Source organism: Amycolatopsis saalfeldensis, from assembly GCF_900110575.1.
GTDB classification, from domain to species: Bacteria; Actinomycetota; Actinomycetes; order Mycobacteriales; family Pseudonocardiaceae; genus Amycolatopsis; species Amycolatopsis saalfeldensis.
This window is the reverse complement of record NZ_FOEF01000024.1, coordinates 65,504-83,997: the sequence shown is the minus strand read 5'-3', so window position 1 is coordinate 83,997 and position 18,494 is coordinate 65,504. Positions and strand designations below refer to the sequence as shown.

Below are 18,494 nucleotides of genomic sequence, written 5' to 3'. Positions count from 1 at the left end.
CGTCACCAGCCCGACGCGGTGTAAACGACGGCGGTGGCCTCCGGCCGGCCCCAGGCCAGCTCGCGCAGCAGGCCGAGCGCGCCCTCCTCCGGGTCGATCAGCTTGATGCCGCGGCGGGCGTAGTCACGCATCAGCTCGGGCGTGACCATGCCGTCGTTGGTGCCGGTCGGGGCCCACGGTCCCCAGTGGACGGTCACCGCGCGCCCGGCGGGCCAGCCGCGGCCGAGTGCCTCCAGCGCGTCGTTCGCCGCGGCGTAGTCCGATTGGCCGCGGTTGCCCAGCGTCGCCGCGATACTGCCGAAGAGCACCACGAACTTCGGTTCGCCCGGCAGGTCCGCGGTCGCCTCCAGCAGCGTCCGCGCGCCGTCGACCTTCGTGCCGTACACCCGGTCGAACGACTCCGGGGACTTCTGCGCGATCAGCTTGTCGTCGATCACCCCGGCCGCGTAGACGATGCCGTCGAGGCGGCCGTGCTCGGCGTGGATCTCCTTGACCGCGCGGTGCACGGCCTCGGCGTCCAGCATGTCGACGGACTGGTACCGCACCGGGCTGCCGAGCGCTTCGAGCCGTTCGAGGGTGCCGCGGACCTCGCGTTCGCCGAGGATGCGCTTTACCGCGCGTTCGATCTCGGCCGGGACCTGCTGCCCGGCCGCGATCAGGGCGGCCCGGAGTTCCTTGGCGTCCTTGGCTTCCGGGTGCTCGTCCTCGGCGGGCGGCACCGGCGTCCGGCCGAGCAGCTCGATCCGGCAGCGCGACGCGGCGGCCAGCGTCGTGGCGAACCGCGCGGTGATCCCCTTCGCCCCGCCGACCAGCAGGACGACGGAATCGCGGTCCAGCCCGGCGGCGGTGGCCTCGGCCGCGCCGTCCCCGGCCGGTCCCGCGCCGCTGCTGCCGAGCAGGCCCAGGCTGTCCGGCGTCAGCCGGAGACCGCGCCGGCCGGCGCCGCGCAGCACCACCGGCTCACGATCCACAGTGGACAACTCGGCGACCAGCCCGGCGGCGGCCTCGCCGATCTCCGTGCCCGGCGGGTGTTCCACGACTCGCGCCAGGGTGTCCGGGTACTCGCGGGAGACGCTTCGGTAGAACCCGCGCAGACCCTCGCCCGGCCCCGCGGTCAGCAGCCAACGGGGATTACCGGCGAGCGCGGCGCGGTAAGCCGGGAAGGCGTCCGGCAGCACCGGCCCGGCCGCCGGTTCCGGCAGGTGGAGGACCCCGTCGAACCCGGGCCGGACCTCCTCGGCGATCTCCGCCTCCGCGCCCAGCCCGGTCAGCCGGTCACGGACGGCCTCGGCCAGCGCGCCCCGGCCGAGCAGGAGAAACCTTCGTCCCGCCACCTCCGGGACACCGGCGGCGGCCAGCTCGAACTCGGCCATCACCAGCCGCTTCGGCGCCACGACCTCCGCTGCCGCTTGGTCTTGGACCGGCTCCGGCCGGCTTTTCGGCGAAGACTGCTCCGGCGCGGCCGGCCCGGAGATCAGCTCAGCGATCGTCGCGGCGGTACGGGCCTTCGACAGCTCCTCCACATCACCACCAAGATCCAACCCCAACCGCGACGCCAGCTCACCCGCGATCTCCGCCCGCTTGATCGAATCCACACTCAAATCCGCCTCAAGATCCAACCCCGGCTCAATCATCTCCACCGGATAACCCGTCCGCTCCCCAATCACCTCGATCACCGTCTCCAGCACCGAACGACCCGGCACCACCACCGGCACCTCAGTCACAACCGGCCGCTGCGAACCGATCAACTCGGCGACCGCCCCGGCAGTCCGGGCCTTCGAAAGCTCCTCCACATCACCACCAAGATCCAACCCCAACCGCGACGCCAACTCACCCGCGATCTCCGCCCGCTTGATCGAATCCACACTCAAATCCGCCTCAAGATCCAACCCCGGCTCAATCATCTCCACCGGATAACCCGTCCGCTCCCCAATCACCTCGATCACCGTCTCCAACACCGAACGAGCCGGCGTCTTCGGCACGACGACCGGCGCCGGCTCGACAGTGGCGACGGCGATCGGCATCGCCTCGAGCACCGGTGCGGCCGCCGGGTCGGCGCCGAGGTAGCCGAGCAGGACGTCCCGCTGGGCCGCGATCATCTCCCGGCTGGTGCGCAGGAAATCGGCGACCATCGCCTCGGCGCCGCCCGCGGGGGTGCCGGGCTGGGGTGTGGTCACGAGAACCTCCGGGAGACGCTGGGCGGGACGCAGCCCCGCGGCCGGGATCGTACCGTCCGCGGTGCGGACCAGCTGGCCGTCGACTGTCCATCCGGGACGCTTCGGGCGTTTCGCCCTCGCCGCGTCGACGGCGTCCCGGCCGTGGAACAGCCACCCGGTTTCGACAACAGCGCCGGAGACGGCCAGCGCGGCCAGCGCGCCGAGGAACCCGGCCAGCCCGCGCCGTCCCGGCTGTTCCAGCCCGACAGTCCGGTGTGGACGGTCGCCGAGGATCGCCTCGACCTGCCGGGCCAGGACCGCACCGGGACCGGCTTCGACGAACACCCTGGCCCCGGCCGCGTACATCGCCTCGATCTGGTCGACGAACCGGACCGGCGCGCCGATCTGGTCGGCCAGCCCGGCGCGGACGCCGTCCGGATCCGCCGGGTACGGGGCCGCGGTGCGGTTGCCGTACACCGGGACGGCGGGGGCCGCGACGTCGAACGCCGCCAGGGCCCGGCCGAACGCCGCACCCGCATCGGCGACCAGCGGGCTGTGGAACGCGCACGCCACCGCGATCCGCTTCGCGCCGAACCCGGCGGCACGCAGGTGCCCGACCGCGGCCTCGACGCCGGCGGTCGGCCCGGAGATCACCGTCTGCCGCGGTGAATTCTGGTTGGCCGGCACGACTTCGGCGAGGCCGGCGTCGGCGAGGGCCTTCTCGACGTCCGGCGCGGACGCGGCGACCGCGGCCATCGCGCCCGGATCCCCTTCGGGCACCGCGTCGAGGATCGCTCCGGCCCGGGCGTGGCTCGCGCGCAGCAACGCGTCCGGGGTCAGGGAACCGGCCGCCGCCAGCGCGGTGAGCTCGCCGTAGCTGTGCCCGCCGAGCATGGCCGGCCGGACGCCCGCCCGGCTCAGCAGCCGGAACGCGGCCAGCCCGGCCAGGCCGAGCGCGGGCTGGGCGACGCGGGTGTCGGTGACGCGGCCGGCCGCGGCCTGCCGGGCCGGCTCGCCGAACACCGCCGGGCCGAACACGGCGTCGGTGGTGGCCGGGTCCAGCCGGAGATACCGGTGCAGCTCGGGGAAGGTGACGAACAGTTCGGCGAGCATGCCGGGCCGCTGGCTGCCCTGTCCGGGGAACAGCACCGCGACCTCGCCCGCCGGCGAGCCGTCCGCCCGGAGCACACCGGGCGCGTCGGTCCCGGCGAGCGCCTGGCGCAGGATCCCGGCCAGTTCGTCCACAGTGGACGCGACGAGCGCGAGCCGGACCCGCGCCCCCGAAGCGACGGCGGCCTCGGCCCGGCGCGAAGCACTCAGCGCCAGGTCCCGCAGCCGCCACGGCCGATGCCCGGCGGGCACGTCCTCGACCAGCGTGAGCAGATCACGCACCGCCGCGTCGGCCGTGAAGGTGAACAGCTCGGCCGGCCATTCGTCGCCGACCTGGGCCGGCGGCACGCCGTCGGTGTGCGCGCCGAGCACCACGTGGAAGTTCGTGCCGCCGAAGCCGAACGCGCTCACCCCGGCGATCCGCTCGGCGGGCGGCGCGGCCCACGGCTGCGCCGCCGTCTGGAACACGAACGGGCTCGTTTCCGGGTCCCAGGCGGGGTTCGGCGAAGTCACGTGCAGGGTCGGCGGTTTCACGCCGGTGTGCACGGCGAGCGCGGCCTTGATCAGCCCGGCCAGGCCCGCGGCGCACTTGGTGTGCCCGATCTGCGACTTCACCGAGCCGATCGTGCAGCCGCCCGGCGCGGCACCGGCCTCGGTGAACACCCGCGTCAGCGTGCCCAGCTCGGTCCGGTCGCCGACCACGGTCCCGGTGCCGTGTGCCTCGACCAGCCCGACCTGCGCCGGTGACACGCCGGCGTTGCGGTAGGCACGGGTGAGCGCGTTGTGCTGGCCCTCCGGGCGCGGCGCGGTGAGGCCGAGCGCGCGGCCGTCGCTGGCGGCGCCGACACCCTTGATCACCGCGTAGACCCGGTCCCCGTCGCGGTCGGCGTCGGCGAGCCGCTTCAACGCGACGCAGGCGACGCCTTCGCCGAGCGCGATCCCGTCGGCCGCGCTGTCGAACGTCGCCGAACGCCCGGTCGGGGAAAGCGCGTGCGCCGAGGCGAACAAGAGGTAGTCGTTGATGCCGTTGTGCAGGTCGGCGCCGCCGCAGAGGACGAGGTCGCTGGTGCCGCCGGCGAGTTCCTTGCAGGCGGCGTCGACCGCGGTGAGCGAGGACGCGCACGCCGCGTCGACGGTGTAGTTGGCCCCGCCGAGGTCGAGCCGGTTGGCGATGCGCCCGGCGATGACGTTGGCCAGCACGCCCGGGAACGAGGCCTCGGTGAGCCGGGGCAGCTGCTCGTCGAGCCCGGCCGGCAGCTCGCCGACGTACGCGGGCAGGACCGAGCGGAGGGTCATGGCGTTGGACAGGTCGCTGCCGGCTTCGGCGCCGAACACCACCGAGGTCCGCGAACGGTCGAAGGCACGGTCGGTGTACCCGGCGTCGGCGAGCGCGCGGTGCGCCGCTTCGAGGGCCAGCAGCTGCACGGGCTCGATGGCGGCCAGCGAAGACGGCGGGATGCCGTACTGCAGCGGGTCGAACCCGATCTCCGGGAGGAACCCGCCCCATTTGGACGGGGTGCGCTCACCCTGGCCGTCCTGGTCGTAGTAGAGCGAGGTGTCCCAGCGCTGCGGCGGCACCTCGGTGACCGCGTTCGCGCCGGCGAGCACGTTCGCCCAGAACGTGGCGAGGTCCGGTGCCTGCGGGAACATGCAGGCCATCCCGACGATCGCGATGTCGAGCGGCTCCGGCGCGGGCGGCTCGGAGGTGACGGCGCCGAAGGCGGCGGCCCTCGCGCGCAGGAAGGCGTTCGCGCCGTCGCCGACCGAGGTGTGCAGGTCCGCGATCGTGGTGACGGCCGAGCGCAGCACCGCCACCTCGCCGGCCATGAACATGCCCTCGGCCAGCTGCCGGTCTTCGCCGACCTCGCGCAGGTCCGCGCCGACGCGCTCGATTCCCTTGCTGGCCAAGCGAAGCCGGCCGACGTTGAGGGTCTCCAGCTGTTCCCAGGCGTCCCGGCTAGGCACCCCGCGCTCGGCGAGGCCGGCCTTGACCGCCGCGTACTCCTCGGTGAACGGGCTGCGGACGCAGCGGGTGGCGTGCCCGGGCGCGGTCTCCAGCAGGTCGGTGTGCTCGGCGTCGAGCAGCTGCCGCTGGAACAGCGGGAGCACGGCGCCGGCGTCGACCGACTCGCGGGTGAACAGGTACGCGGTACCCATCAGCACGCCGATCGCGGCGCCCCGCCCGGCCACGGGCGCGGCGAGCGCGGCGACCATCGCGGCGGAGCGCTCGTCGTGGATCCCGCCGGCGAACAGGATCTGCAGCTCGCGCGCGGCCCCCGGCGTGCTCGCGAGGAAGTCCTGGAGGACGCCGAGCTGGGCCTCCCACAACGGAAAGCTCGTGCGCGGCCCGACGTGGCCACCACATTCCGAGCCCTCGAAGACGAACTTGCGCGCGCCGGCTTCGAGGAACTGCTTCAGCAGCCCGGGAGACGGCACGTGCAGGAAGGTCGCGATGCCGGCCGCTTCGAGGCCGGCGGCCTGCGCCGGGCGGCCCCCGGCGATGATCGCGTGCGAAGGGCGCAGCTCGCGGATGACCTCGAGCTGCGCGGCCTTGACCTCGTCGGCGGCGAAGCCGAGCACGCCGACGCCCCACGGCGCTTCGCCGACCGCCTCGCGGGTGCGCAGCAGGACTTCGCGAGTCTGGTCCGGACCGGACAGGGCCAGCGCGATGAACGGCAGCCCCCCGCCCGCGGCGACCTCGGCGGCGAACGCGGCCTGGTCGCTGACCCGGGTCATCGGCCCCTGCGCGACCGGCAGCGCGGTGCCGAACGCGCGGCTGCCCGCGGTGCCGGGGCCGAGCACCCGCGTGTCGGTGGCCAGTGCCTCGCCGATCGCGTCGCGGATGCCGCGGACGGCGGCGGTCACGGTCGGCCATCGGTCGCGGAACCGGGTGGCGAGGAAAACGTCCTGGCCGGCTTCGAGCGGTTCGGGCTGGTTGTCGTGATCGGCCTGCTTGTTCCTGGCGACCAGACGCCGGACGCCGTCGGCCACGACCGTCTCGGAGCCGTCCAGCCCGGTCAGCGCGACGGTGCTCGCGGACGGCAGCTCGGCCTCCGGGAGCAGCGCGAGCTGGGTGTCCAGCACGACCCCGGCGGCGCCGCCCGCGATCGCGGCGGCGGCGGTGTGCGGGCCGATCCCGCCGGCGGCCCAGACGGGCACGTCGAGCGTTTCGTCCGCGAGCAGGGCCTGGAGTAACACGAACGTGCTCAGCTCACCCACGCGGCCGCCACACTCGTGACCACGGGTGATCAGGCCGTCGGCCCCGCCCTCGACCGCCCGCGCGGCCGACGCGCGGCTCGTGACCTCGGCCAGCACCCGCCGTCCCGGGAAGTCCCGCGCGACGCAGGGGGAGTCTTCGGTCAGCAGCACCGTGCTGACGTTTCCGGGCAGCCCGGCCCCCGCCGGCAGGCGCGTGAGCCGGACCCCGAACCCTCTGGTGCCCCACTCCCCCAGCAGGGTGAGTTCCTCCGCCCCGGCGGGTCCGCCGCCGGTCAGGTCGAGCACGCCGAGCGCGCCACCGCGCCCGGCCGCCGCGACGCACCGCGCGGACGGCCGTCCCAGCGGCGACACCGCGACGACCAGCCCAGCGGAACTGAAGTCGTCTTTCAAAACAGGCATAAGAACTCCCGCTACGCACGAAAGGGTGATAGGGCGTAACGGGGTGCAACTTAAACAGTGACGTCCGGTTTCGTCAACAACCCACCATGATCTTCGTGTTCTGGTACAAAAAAGCCGGGACCACCCTGGACCAGGACATGGAGATTTAACGCATTCGTCACGTATCACCTGGCGGGAACGTGAGCAACCTGCCTTGCCACCGGCCCGCCGTCACGGTAACTGACCTATCAGGACGGGCCCGCACCCCGTACCGCCGGGGGGAGCAACTGCTCCCGGCCAGCGGAAGTGTGCCCTATTTCCCGGCTCAGGATGCCTTTTCACCCGGGCTTTTTCCAGTCCCGGGAACGAGGAATGTTTCCGGTCGGCAAATATACCCACGCCGGTTTGCGGATTAATCGGCGGGGCTCTGCCGTCGGCAGGCGGGCCCAGCCGCCGTTGTATCCGTCCGCGCGCCGATGCGAACCACCCAGGCAGCGCGGTCCACTAAACTGGCGCGGTGTTCCCGTCGGCTGACTTCGACCTCGCGCCGTATGCGGATTTCGACATGCCGGCCTACGTCCGCCGCACTTACTGCAGCTGGCACGACGCGGGCTGGCGCTCGCTGCTGGTGCAGGGTTTCGACCACGCGCCGCAGGCCGAGCAGCTGCCGCTGCCGGCGGTGGCCGACCTGCACCTCGTGCTCTACGTGGCCGGGGACGTGGTCATGCGGACCCGCGACGGCGGGAAACCGGACCGTCGCCGCCGGGTCCCCGGCAGCCTGGAGCTCCTGGCGCCCGGCCGGGCGAGCACCCGTGACTACCGGGCTTCTTCCGCGCTGCGCACCATTCAGGTCCACATTCCGTCCGCGACCGTGGACCGGGCCGCGGACCGGCTGGGCCGACGGCCGGACTTCGAGATGCTGTCGGCCGCCATCGGCGCGGGCGACCCGATCGTCGAAAACCTCGTCCGCGCGCTTCCGTCCGTCACAGCCACGAACGACCTGTACGCCGAATCCGCCGCGGCGTTCCTCGCGACGCACCTGCTCACCCAGGGCCGCCACGATCGCCTGCCCGGCCCCGAGCACTCGGCGGTCTGCGCGGGCATCGCCGTCATGAAGGAGCGGCTCGACGAGCCGCTGACGCTGGCCGCCATCGCCGCCGAGGCGCACTTGAGCGTGTACCACTTCATCCGCGTCTTCCGCGCGGAAACCGGCGAGACGCCCCATCGCTTCCTCACCCGGCTGCGGATCGAACGGGCGCAGCGGCTGCTGTCCGGCAGCACCCTCAGCGTCGCGCAGATCGCCGGCCGGTGCGGTTTCTCCAGCCCCGGGGCACTGTCGTCGACCTTCCTGAGCCAGGTCGGCGTCCGGCCGTCGGTGTACCGCAACATCTGATCGACGCCACGGCAATCCTGAGTCTGGCCCGCGCCGGGCGGCCGGCCTAGTTTCAGGTGGTGCCCCGTGTTTCCCCGGTCAAGGATTTCCGATCATGCTGAGCTATTCCGCGCGCGCGACCTCGGCCGCGCCGCCCGCCGCCGTCTGGCGCCTGCTGCTCGACGCCCGCACCTGGCCTGCCTGGTCGGCCGTTGATGGCCTGGACCTCGAACGCTCCAGCGGGCTCGACCCGGACGGCCGGGACCCGGTCGGCGCCGTCCGCGCGTTCCGCACCGGGAAGGCGGTCACCGGCGAGCGGCTGACCGGCCTCGTCGAGGAAACGCAGCTGACCTACGAGGACGCGTTCAACCAGGCCATCCACGACTACCGGGCGGTCATCGACCTGACCCCGGCGGCCGGCGGCGGCACGGCCATCCACTGGCACGGCACCTACTCCACCGGCTGGCTCATGCGCTGGGTCATGGGCCGCGTCATGTCGCGGGTCATGCAGCGCATGGCCGACGGCCTGGCCGCGTACGCCGAGTCCGGCGGGACGCCATCCGGGCCCGCCGCAACGTCCGCGGCTACCCCGCCGAGCCGGAAGCGGCGCTGACGCGAATCGCCGAGGCGCCCTCGGCGTCCAACCGGCAACGCCGGGATTTCGTGCTCGTCACCGATCCCGCGGCGCTGAAGGAGCCGGCCACGGTCCGGCGCGGCCCACATCGCCTTCGTCGTGCCCGAACCGGAAGACGAGCGGATGCGCCGGATCGACCAGGACGACCTCGGCCAAGCCATGTACGCGATGCTGCTCGGCGTCGGCTACCCGGCCGACCGCCCGCTGCGGCCCGTCACCCAGCCGGACCGGCGCCCGTTCGACGAGGTCGTGCACCGCGGAAGCCGGTGATGCTCAGCGGTCCAGTCCGCGCAGCAGCACCCGGGGGCGCCCGTCGACCGGATCGGGGACCAGGGTTCCGTCCACGGCGAACACCTCGCGGAAAACCCGGGGCGTCAGCACGGCTTCCGGTGGGCCCGCGGCGGCGATCCGGCCGTCCTTGAGCGCGACGATCGTCGTCGCGTGCTGGGCGGCGAGGTCGAGGGTGTGCAGGGCGGCGATCACCGTGACGCCGAGGGCGGCCACCAGGCCGAGCATGGAGATCTGGTGCTGCGGGTCGAGGTGGTTCGTCGGCTCGTCGAGGACCAGCAGCCCGGGTTGCTGCGCCAGCGCCCGGGCCAGCAGCACACGCTGGCGTTCGCCGCCCGAAAGGGTCGAAAGCGGGCGGGTGGCCAGCGTCGCGCAACCCGTGCGGTGCAAAGCCGCGGTGACGATCTCCTCGTCCTGTGCGCTGAGCCGGTCGAACCCGCCGAGGTGCGGGTAACGGCCGAGCCGGACCGCCTCGCGGGCGGTGAAGTCGTGGCCGCCGTGCTCCTCCTGGCCAAGTGCGGCGACCCGGCGGGCGATGGTGCGGCGATTCGCCGTCCACACATCGGCGCCGTCGAGCAGAACCCGGCCCGCGGCGGGGGAAAGGGCGCGGTAGACGGTTTTGAGCACAGTGGACTTGCCGCTGCCGTTGGGGCCCACGAGGGCGACGAACTCGCCCGGGGCGATCGTCAGGGTGACGTCCCGGACCGCGGGCAGTTCGGCGTAGCCGGCGGTGACGCCTTCGAAGACCAGCTTCACGAAAGCCCCACTCACGAAAGCCCCACTGCGCCGGCCGGACCGCGCCGCAGGACGGCCAGGAACAACGGCACCCCGACGGCCGCGGTGAGGATGCCGATCGGCAGCTCGGTCGGCGCGAGCACCAGCCGCGCGGCGGTGTCGGACCAGACCACCAGCAACGCGCCCAGCAGCACGCACACCGGCAGGGCCCGGCGGTGGTCGGCGCCGACCAGCAGCCGGGCCAGGTTCGGCACGATCAGCCCGACGAAACCGATGCTGCCGGACACCGCCACGACCGTGCCGGTCAGCAACGCGACGAGGACCAGCAGCACCGCGCGGGCCCGTCCGGCATCGAGGCCGAGCGCCGCCGCCCCGTCGTCACCCAGCACCAGCAGGTTCAGCCGGCCCGCCCGCAGCGCCGCCGCGACGGTCAGGACCAGCACGACCGCCGAGCAGGTCAGCGCGAGCGGCCACTGGGCGCCGGCCAGGCTGCCGAGGATCCAGAACAGGATCCGCTGCTGCGCGCCGACGTCCTGCGTGCGCAGCAACAGGAACGAGATCACCCCGGCCAGCAGCTGGCCGGTCGCGACCCCGGTCAGCACCATCCGGCCGGGCTGGATCCGGCCGCGCACGCGGGAAAAGCCGAACACCACCAGCGCGGTGAGCACCGCGCCGCCGAACGCGGCCAGCGGCAGCGTCAGCAGCCCGGCCACGCCCGCGCCCGCGGTGGTGAGCACGAGGACCGCCCCGGCCCCGGCGCCGGAGGTGAGGCCGAGGAGGTAGGGCTCTCCCAGCGGGTTGCGCACCATCGCCTGGGTCAGCAGCCCCGCGACCGAAAGCCCGATGCCGACGAAGATCCCTTGCAGGACACGGGGAGCGCGCAGGTTCCACACGATGAATTCGTCCGGTCCGGCCTGGGCGCGGCCGGTGAGGTGACCGGCCACAATGGACGTCACCTGCCCCGGCGTGATGGACACCGGCCCGAGGCCGATCGCGACCAGCGCCGAGCCGAGCAGCACCACGGCGAGCCCGGCCAGGAGCAGGCCGAGGGGGATCCGCCCGAGCAGGCCGCCCGAGCGTTCCCGCGCCACGCTCACGCCGCGGGTTTCCGCAGCACCGCGGCGATCATGGCGACGGCGTCACCGTTGAGCACGCTGGGCGAGAGCAGGATGCTCTGCGGGACCACGGCGAACCGTCCCTCCTTCACCGCGGTGGTCCCGGCGAGCACCGGGCTGCTGCGGATCGACGCGAGCAGTTCCGCTTCGCTGCCACGGGAAAACCCGGAGACCACGACGATCGCCTGCGGATCGCGGGTGACCACCTCCTCCGCGCTGAGGCCGGCGAAGTCCTGCCCCGAGTCCTGCGCGATGTTGCTCCCGCCCGCCAAGGTGATGATGCCGTTGGCCAGCCCGGCCCCGCCCTGGGCGGTCACCGGCTGCCCCGCCGCCGGAGGCGCGGACAGGGCCAGCGTCCGCACCGGCGCGGTGGTCGCAGGGCGGCCGATCGACGCCGTCAGCTGCGTGATCAGCTCGTCCCCGCGCTGCTCGACACCGAAGGCTTTCGCGACCTGACGGATGAAGCCGGTTGTCGCGGAGAGGTCCTTCACCGGTGCGGAGCCTTTGCAGGCCACTAAGGACTGTGCACCGGCCTTCGCGAGCTGCTCGACCGTCGGCGTGCCGCCGAACCCGCCGAAACTGTAGGCGGAGATGCCGACGACCAGGTCCGGCTTCGCCGCGATCACCGCCTCGGCGTTGCCCTGCCCGCGGTCGAGCACCGGGATCGCGGACAGCTTCGCCCGCTCGTTTCCGCTGAAGGCCTTGAAGAAGTCCGGGGCCGCGGTGCCGACGATCCGGCTGGACACCCCGAGCCGTTCCAGGATCGCCGCCGCGCCGCCGTCCATGGTGACCACTCGCTTCGGCGGAGCGGACAGCTTCGGCGGAGCCGGGCAAGGCGGCGTCGCCGGGTGCCTCTTCGCCGGGCTCGCCGCGGAACTGGACGCCGGTTGCCCCGGATCGGCGGACCCGCACCCGGAAAGTCCACACAGGACACACAGGACACACAGGACCACGGCCAGCCAGGGCAGCGTTCTCACCGGATTCTCCTCGCAGGTCACGGATCCGTTCAGGAGCAGAAGTCGTCCGACGGGCCGGCCGAGTTCCCCGGATACGCCGTGACTCAGGTCACCGTGGTCGCGCTGGAACCCACTCGATCGAGTGGACGACTCCTTCTCACATGCCAGAAGAACCCGTTGCCCTCTACGGCCCGGAGTACAAACGCGACCCGTACCCGCTGTACGAGCGGATGCGGGCCGAGCGCCCGGTCCACCGCGTCGAATTCCCCAGCGGCGTCCACGCCTGGCTGGTCACCGGTTACGACGCCGCGCACGCGACGCTGAACGACCGCCGTCTCGGGAAGAACCACGCGCTGGGCAACGAGAGCTGGCGGGCGCTGGCCTCGATCATGCCCGAGCCCCAGCATTCCCGGCTGCAAGTGCACCTGCTGCACCAGGATCCGCCGAAACACACCACCATGCGCCGGCTCGTCCTCGACAGCTTCGCGCCGCGCCGGATCGAGGCGCTGCGACCGCGGTTCCAGGAGATCGCCGACGCCCTCGTCGCCGAATTCCCGCCCGGCGACCGGATCGACCTGGTCCCGCACTTCGCCGCGCGGTTCCCGTTCCTGGTGCTGGCCGAGGTCATCGGGCTGCCGCCGGCGCTGGCCCGGGAATTCAGGCGGGACTGGGGCAAGGTCGTCGCCCCGGTCGGCCCCCAGGACCCCGGGCGGGCGGACTACGAGGCGCTGCTGCACGGCCTGCAGGCCTACATCGCCGAGGTGGTCGCGGCCAAACGGCCGTCCCGCGGCGGAGACCTTCTGTCCACATTGGTCACCGCGCAGGCCGAAGGCGTGCTCAGCGCCGAAGAACTCGACTCGATGATCTTCCAGCTCCTGGTGGCCGGGCAGGAGCCGGTGACCAACCAGCTCACCACGGCGCTGGTCGCGCTGCTGCGCCGTCCCGCCCGGCTCGACCGGCTCCGGGCCGAGCCCGCCCTGCTGCCCCAGGCGGTGGAAGAACTCCTCCGCCACGACAGCGCATTCGAGCTCACCACCTGGCGGTTCCTGGCCGAAGACGCGGAACTGCACGGCCGCCGCATCCCGGCCGGTGACTCGATCATCGTCTCCCTCTGCGCCGCCAACCGCGATCCCCGGCAGTTCGCGAACGCCGACGGGCTCGACTTCGGCCGTGCCCCGAACCCGCACCTCGCGTTCGGCCACGGCGCGCACTTCTGCCCCGGCGCCGCCCTCGCCCGCGCCGAACTGCAGATCGCCCTCGGCACCCTGCTGGCGCGGCTGCCCGGGCTGCGGCTCGCCGTCGACGAGGCCGAGCTGAACTGGATCCCCGCCGTGCTCGGCCGGGGCGTGACCAGTCTTCCCGTCACCACCACCCGCTGACCACCACCGGAGCCGAACTTGCTGTGCCCTGCCCGGTCCGCGCAACGGATCGCCGAAGACGTCCTGCGCCTCCTGCTGCCGCATCGCCGCGGCCCATTCGCCGACGAGCCGCCCGCGGCCTTCGCCCCTCAGCTCGGCCAGCTCGGCGGATTCATCGGGACCGACCGGCCGATCCTGTTCACTCTGCCCGGATTCCCGTGCAAGTCACCGAATCCGGCGAAGGTCCTCGGCCGGCTGCCCGACGAGGGCGAGCGGCTCGCGCTGCGGTTCCTCGACGGGCTCTGCGAGCGGGTCCGGCAGGTCCACCCGCCGGGCGCGCGGCTGCTGATCTGCTCCGACGGCCACGTCTTCGGCGACCTCATCGGCGTCCCGGACGAGCACATCGACGCCTACGCCGCGGAAATCCGCGCGATCATCACGCGTGAACGGCTGGGGAACCTCACCACGTTCGACCTCAGGGACGTCTTCGGCGAGTTGTCCTGTGCGGAAAAGCGCCGCCGCGTCGACGAGCTGTACGCGCCCGCGCTCACGGAGCTGCGCGCCCAGGTCCACAGCGACGACCATATGCGGCGGCTTTACCGCGGTGTCACCAAGTTCCTGTTCGAGGACAGCGCCGGGTTCGACGGCAGCCGGTCGGCCCTGCAACGGTCCTGCCGCGTCCGCGCCTACGGTGTCCTGCGGCGCAGCACCGCCTGGGGCCGGGTCATCGCCGAGCACCACCCGGGCTCGGTCCGGCTGTCGATCCACCCGCAGCCCATCGGCTCGGCGAAGTTCGGCATCCGGCTGCTCGACGCCCCCGACCTGTGGACCACGCCGTGGCACTCGTGTGCGCTCCGGCACCGTGACGGGACCGTCGAGCTGCTCCCCCGGGCCCGGGCGGAGCAGCTCGGCACCGTGGTGTGGCGGAACGGGCGCCCGGACCACGTCACGGCGCTGGACTGAGGGCCGTCAGTCCTCCCCGAACGACCGCAGCCGCAAACTGTTGGACACCACCAGGACCGAGGACAGGGACATCGCCGCCCCGGCGATCAGCGGGTTGAGCAGGCCGAGCGCGGCCAGCGGCAGCGCGGCCACGTTGTAGCCGAACGCCCAGGCCAGGTTCCCCCGGATGACCCGCAGCGTGCCGGTGGCCAGGCGGATGGCATCGGGCACGACCCGCAGGTCCTCGCGGACCAGGACCAGGTCGGCCGAGCGCAGCGCGATGTCGCTGCCGTGCGCCATCGCCATGCCGAGGTCGGCGGTGGCCAGCGCCGGCCCGTCGTTGACGCCGTCGCCGACCATCGCCACGCGCGCGCCCGCGGCCCGCATCGCCTCGATCTCGCGGGCCTTCTCCGCGGGCAGGACCCCGGCCCGGACCTCGTCCACGCCGATCTCGGCGCCGACCGCCCGGGCCGCCGTCTCGTGGTCGCCGGTCAGCAACACCGTGCGCAGGCCCATTTCCCGCAACGCCGTGACCGCGGCACGGGCGGACGGCTTCACCACGTCACGGACCACCATCACCCCGGCCACCTCCCGATCGACGGCCACGAGCACCGGCACGGCGCCCTCCGCGTGCGCGGCGTCGACCCGGGCGGTCGCCTCCGCGGGCAGCTCGATCGCGCGCTCGGCGAACAGCCGCGCGCTGCCGACGACCACCTCGCGACCGTCCACTTCGCCCTGGGCGCCGAGGCCGGGCAAGGCCTGGAACGCCGTCACCTCGGGCAGTTCGGCCATCTCGGCCCGGGCCCCGGCCACCACCGCGGCGGCGATCGCGTGCTCCGAGCCGGCTTCGACGGCGCCGGCGAACCACAGCACTTCCCCGGCGGTCCGGGCGGCGACCGGATGGCAGCCGGTCACCGTCATCCGGCCGGTGGTCACGGTGCCGGTCTTGTCCAGCACCACCGTGTCCACCCGGCGGCTCGCCTCGAGCGCGTCCGGCCCCTTGATCAGGATGCCCAGCTGCGCGCCCCGGCCGACGCCGGCCATCAGCGCGGTCGGCGTGGCCAGGCCCAGCGCGCACGGGCAGGCGATGATCAGCACCGAGACCGCCGCCGTGAACGCGTCGCGCAGCGGATGCCCGGTCAGCAGCCGGCCCGCCAGGGTCAGCGCCGACAGCACGAGCACCACCGGCACGAAGACCGCGCAGATCCGGTCGACCAGCCGCTGCACCGAGGCCTTGCGGGCCTGGGCGCGTTCGGCCAGCGCGGTCATCTGGGCCAGCTGCGTGTGCGCGCCGACCGCCGTCGCGCGCACCACGAGCCGTCCCTCGCGGTTCACCGATGCGCCGATCACCCGGCCGCCCGGGCCGGCCTCCGCGGGGACCGGCTCACCGGTGACCGCGCTGACGTCCACGGTGGACCGTCCACTTTCGACCATCCCGTCGGCGGCGATGGCCTCGCCCGGCTTCACCACGAACCGGTCGCCGACCGCCAGCTGACCGATCGGGACCAGGTGCTCGGCCCCGTCCCGCAGCACCCGGACCTCCTTCGCGGCCAGCGCGTCCAGTGCCGCGAGCAGGCCCGCCGCCCCGCGCCTCGACCGGCTCTCGAAGTACCGGCCCGCCAGGAGGAACGTCGTCACGCCCGCGGCGACGTCGAGGTACACCGCGTCCGCGCCCGCCGCGGTCGGCCCGAACCCGACCCAGTACCCCGGTTCGTGGCCGCCGAAGAGCGTGGCCCAGGCCGACCAGGCGAACGAGGCCAGCACCCCGAGCGACACCAGTGTGTCCATACTGGACGAACGATGGCGCAGATTACGCAGCGCCGCCCGGTGGAACGGCAGCGCCGCCCAGAACACCACCGGCACGGCGAGCGCCAGGCAGAGCAGCTGCCAGCCGGGGAACCGCAGTGACGGCACCAGCGCGAGCGTGATCGACAGATCGCCGAGCGGGACGGCCAGCACCGCGGCCACGATCAGCCGCCGGCGCAGGTCGCGCACCCGGACCTCGGTCAGGTCTTCGTCGTCCTCGCCGCGGACCCGCGCGCCGTAGCCGGCCTTGCGGACGCGGTCGAGCAGCACCTCGTCCCCGAGCCCGGCCGGAACCTGGACCGTGGCCCGCTCGGTGGCGTAGTTGACCGACGCCCGGACGCCGTCGAGCTTGTTCAAGGTGCGCTCGACCCGGGCGGAACAGGCGGCGCAGGTCATCCCCGACACGGCCAGTTCGAGGGTGCGGACGTCCCGGTGGGCCGGGGGTGCGGTGGTCATGCGGACTCTCCGTGCGTCGGATTCTTAGGGGCAGGACAGCTCATCGGCGGCGGCCCGCGAGTTCGGCCAGCATCGCGTTGTAGGCGTCGAACTCGCCCTCGCCGTTGCGGTCGCTGCGACGGGCGCGGCGCTCGTCGTCGCGTGACCACCGGACCAGCAGCGCCACCACCATGACCAGCATCGGCACTTCCCCGCTGGCCCAGGCGATGCCGCCGCCGAGGCGCTGGTCGGCGAGCAGGTCGCCGGCCCACGGCAGGGAGAGGTAGTGGTAGTAGGTGTTCGCGATGACCGTCTGCTTGCTCATCAGGATCACGCCGAAGAACGCGTGGAACGGCATCACCGCGAACAGCATGCCCAGCCGGGCCAGGTGCGGCACCCGCCGCGGCGTGCGGTCCGCGCCGACCGCGACCCAGGCGAACAGGTAGCCGGTGACCAGGAAGTGGACCTTCATCAGCTGGTGCGACCAGTGGTAGAGCATCGCTTCCCCGAACAGGCTGGAGAAGTACAGCGCGTAGAACGAGCCGGCGAACAGCACGGCCGCCACCGCCGGGTGCGCGAAGAACCGCGTCACCGGTGCGTGCAGCAGCGAGGTCACCCATTCGCGGGCGCCGGGGACGTCGCCGTGCGCGCCGGCCGGCAGGGCCCGCAGCGCCAGCGTGACGGGGCCGCCCAGTACCAGCAGCACGGGCGCGAACATGTTCAGCGCCATGTGCGTGATCATGTGCAGGCTGAACGTGCCCGGCGCGTAGACGCCGAAGCCGGACGACGTCGCCACCAGCACCACTGCCCAGCCCGAAAGCCACGCCACCGTCCGGCCCGTGGCCCAGGTGTCGCCGCGGCGCCGCAGCCGCCGGACCCCGAGCAGGTAGGCGAGCACGGCGGCCAGCGCGATCGGGCCGAAGAGCAGGTCCGGCCGCCAGTCCAGGGCCAGCCGGGCGAACGTGGGCGGGAGGTCGAGGCCGTAGCCCAGGATGGTTTCCTGCACCGTCGCCGGGTGGTTCGCCAGTGACGGCGGGAAGAGCACCGTCAGCGCGGCCGCACCACCGGTCGCGAGGCCCAGCAGCACCAGCTCGGCGAGCGCCGTCCGGATCGGGGACCGGGCCCGTCGCCGCCGGGCCAGCGCCGCCCCCGCGCCGAGGAACAGCACGATCTCGCCGGCCAGCACCAGCCCGTAGCGGCCGCTCGCGCCGTCCGGGCCGACGGCGACGAATCCCGCCACCGCACCGGAAACGCCGACCACCACGAAACATCCCGCGGAGAGCCGGTGAAACCGGCGCAGCACCAACGCGGAGGGATCCGGCGTGCGCCGCGACCAGGCGAGAAACGCGACCAGCGCCCCCAACCAGGCACTCGCCGCCGGCACGTGCCAGAACAGCGCGTTGGACGCCAGGTCGTGCCCGGCCCCGTTCGACGCGTGCCCGGCGGTGATCAGGGGCAGCAGCCCCACCGCCGCCGTGACCGCGGCCGCGACGGTGGTGCGCCAGGCCATCGCCTGCCACGACAGCACGGTGGCCACCGCGGCTGCCACCACGACGCACAGCCACGCCTTGGGTTCTTCGGCCGCGTCGACCGTCGCCGCCAAGACATCCGGCCGAACCAGCTGCGTCACCGGCAGTCCCGCGGCGACCGCCGCGGAGAACGGCACCGCGACCACCGCGGCGGCCAGCCAGCACACCGCGCAGGCCGCGCCGAGCCGGGCCGCCGCGTAACCGTCGGCCGACAGCGCACCGCCGCGACGGCCGGCCGCCACGAACGCGCCGAACACCAGCGCGCCGCAGCACCCGGCGCCCGCGGCGTCCGCCGCGAACCGGACGACGGCGAACCCGTACGTCGTCAGCGGTCCGGGATCGGCGTTGCCCACGGGCGCGTAGACGTCCCCCGCCGTGGCGACCACGAGCAGCAGCAAGGCGAGCCCGGACAGCACTCCGGACAGCACTGCCGCCGCTGCCCGGAACCGGTGAGGTGCCAT

General features: G+C 73.4%; 11 protein-coding genes. 5 read left to right on the top strand and 6 right to left on the bottom strand.

Annotated features, from left to right (window positions below; translation table 11 throughout):
* Positions 1–2 precede the first annotated feature (2 nt).
* Complete coding sequence (locus tag BMY97_RS38355) at positions 3–6,884, bottom strand: type I polyketide synthase (RefSeq protein ID WP_091627477.1); 6,882 nt, start codon at positions 6,882–6,884, stop codon at positions 3–5.
* A 496-nt stretch (positions 6,885–7,380) separates the two neighbouring features.
* On the opposite strand from BMY97_RS38355, the gene BMY97_RS38350 reads away from it, so the two are divergent.
* The 3 genes from BMY97_RS38350 (at position 7,381) to BMY97_RS47900 (ending at position 9,139) form a co-directional block, all read left to right on the top strand.
* Positions 7,381–8,256, top strand: coding sequence for an AraC family transcriptional regulator (locus BMY97_RS38350; RefSeq protein WP_245787720.1), 876 nt, complete (start codon positions 7,381–7,383; stop codon positions 8,254–8,256).
* Positions 8,257–8,350: 94 nt separating this feature from the next.
* Positions 8,351–8,848 (top strand): SRPBCC family protein, encoded by a 498-nt coding sequence (locus BMY97_RS38345; protein ID WP_091627474.1) that lies wholly within the window; start codon positions 8,351–8,353, stop codon positions 8,846–8,848.
* Between the two features lie 120 nt (positions 8,849–8,968).
* Positions 8,969–9,139 (top strand): hypothetical protein, encoded by a 171-nt coding sequence (locus BMY97_RS47900; protein WP_218156968.1) that lies wholly within the window; start codon positions 8,969–8,971, stop codon positions 9,137–9,139.
* A 3-nt stretch (positions 9,140–9,142) separates the two neighbouring features.
* On the opposite strand, the gene BMY97_RS38335 is transcribed toward BMY97_RS47900, so the two are convergent.
* From BMY97_RS38335 to BMY97_RS38325, 3 genes are read right to left on the bottom strand one after another with little or no spacing between them, the layout of a single operon-like run.
* Positions 9,143–9,928 carry an ABC transporter ATP-binding protein gene (locus tag BMY97_RS38335; protein WP_342744080.1) on the bottom strand — a complete coding sequence of 262 codons (786 nt, stop codon included), beginning with the start codon at positions 9,926–9,928 and terminating at the stop codon, positions 9,143–9,145.
* Positions 9,925–10,989 carry a FecCD family ABC transporter permease gene (locus tag BMY97_RS38330; RefSeq protein WP_091627468.1) on the bottom strand — a complete coding sequence of 355 codons (1,065 nt, stop codon included), beginning with the start codon at positions 10,987–10,989 and terminating at the stop codon, positions 9,925–9,927. Before BMY97_RS38330 ends, BMY97_RS38335 begins: the two co-directional genes overlap by 4 nt.
* Entirely contained in the window at positions 10,986–11,792 is an 807-nt protein-coding gene (locus BMY97_RS38325; protein WP_245787719.1) for an ABC transporter substrate-binding protein, read from the bottom strand. Before BMY97_RS38325 ends, BMY97_RS38330 begins: the two co-directional genes overlap by 4 nt.
* A gap of 332 nt (positions 11,793–12,124) precedes the next feature.
* On the opposite strand from BMY97_RS38325, the gene BMY97_RS38320 reads away from it, so the two are divergent.
* Both BMY97_RS38320 and BMY97_RS38315 read left to right on the top strand, forming a co-directional pair.
* On the top strand, positions 12,125–13,342 hold the full coding sequence (locus tag BMY97_RS38320; protein ID WP_091627463.1) for a cytochrome P450 family protein: 1,218 nt from the start codon (positions 12,125–12,127) through the stop codon (positions 13,340–13,342).
* Positions 13,343–13,360: 18 nt separating this feature from the next.
* Positions 13,361–14,284 (top strand): L-tyrosine/L-tryptophan isonitrile synthase family protein, encoded by a 924-nt coding sequence (locus tag BMY97_RS38315; protein WP_091627461.1) that lies wholly within the window; start codon positions 13,361–13,363, stop codon positions 14,282–14,284.
* 6 nt (positions 14,285–14,290) lie between these two features.
* Here the strand turns inward: BMY97_RS38315 and BMY97_RS38310 are convergent, their stop codons facing one another.
* Complete coding sequence (locus tag BMY97_RS38310; protein WP_091627458.1) at positions 14,291–16,525, bottom strand: heavy metal translocating P-type ATPase; 2,235 nt, start codon at positions 16,523–16,525, stop codon at positions 14,291–14,293.
* A gap of 40 nt (positions 16,526–16,565) precedes the next feature.
* Entirely contained in the window at positions 16,566–18,494 is a 1,929-nt protein-coding gene (locus BMY97_RS38305; RefSeq protein ID WP_245787718.1) for a cytochrome c oxidase assembly protein, read from the bottom strand.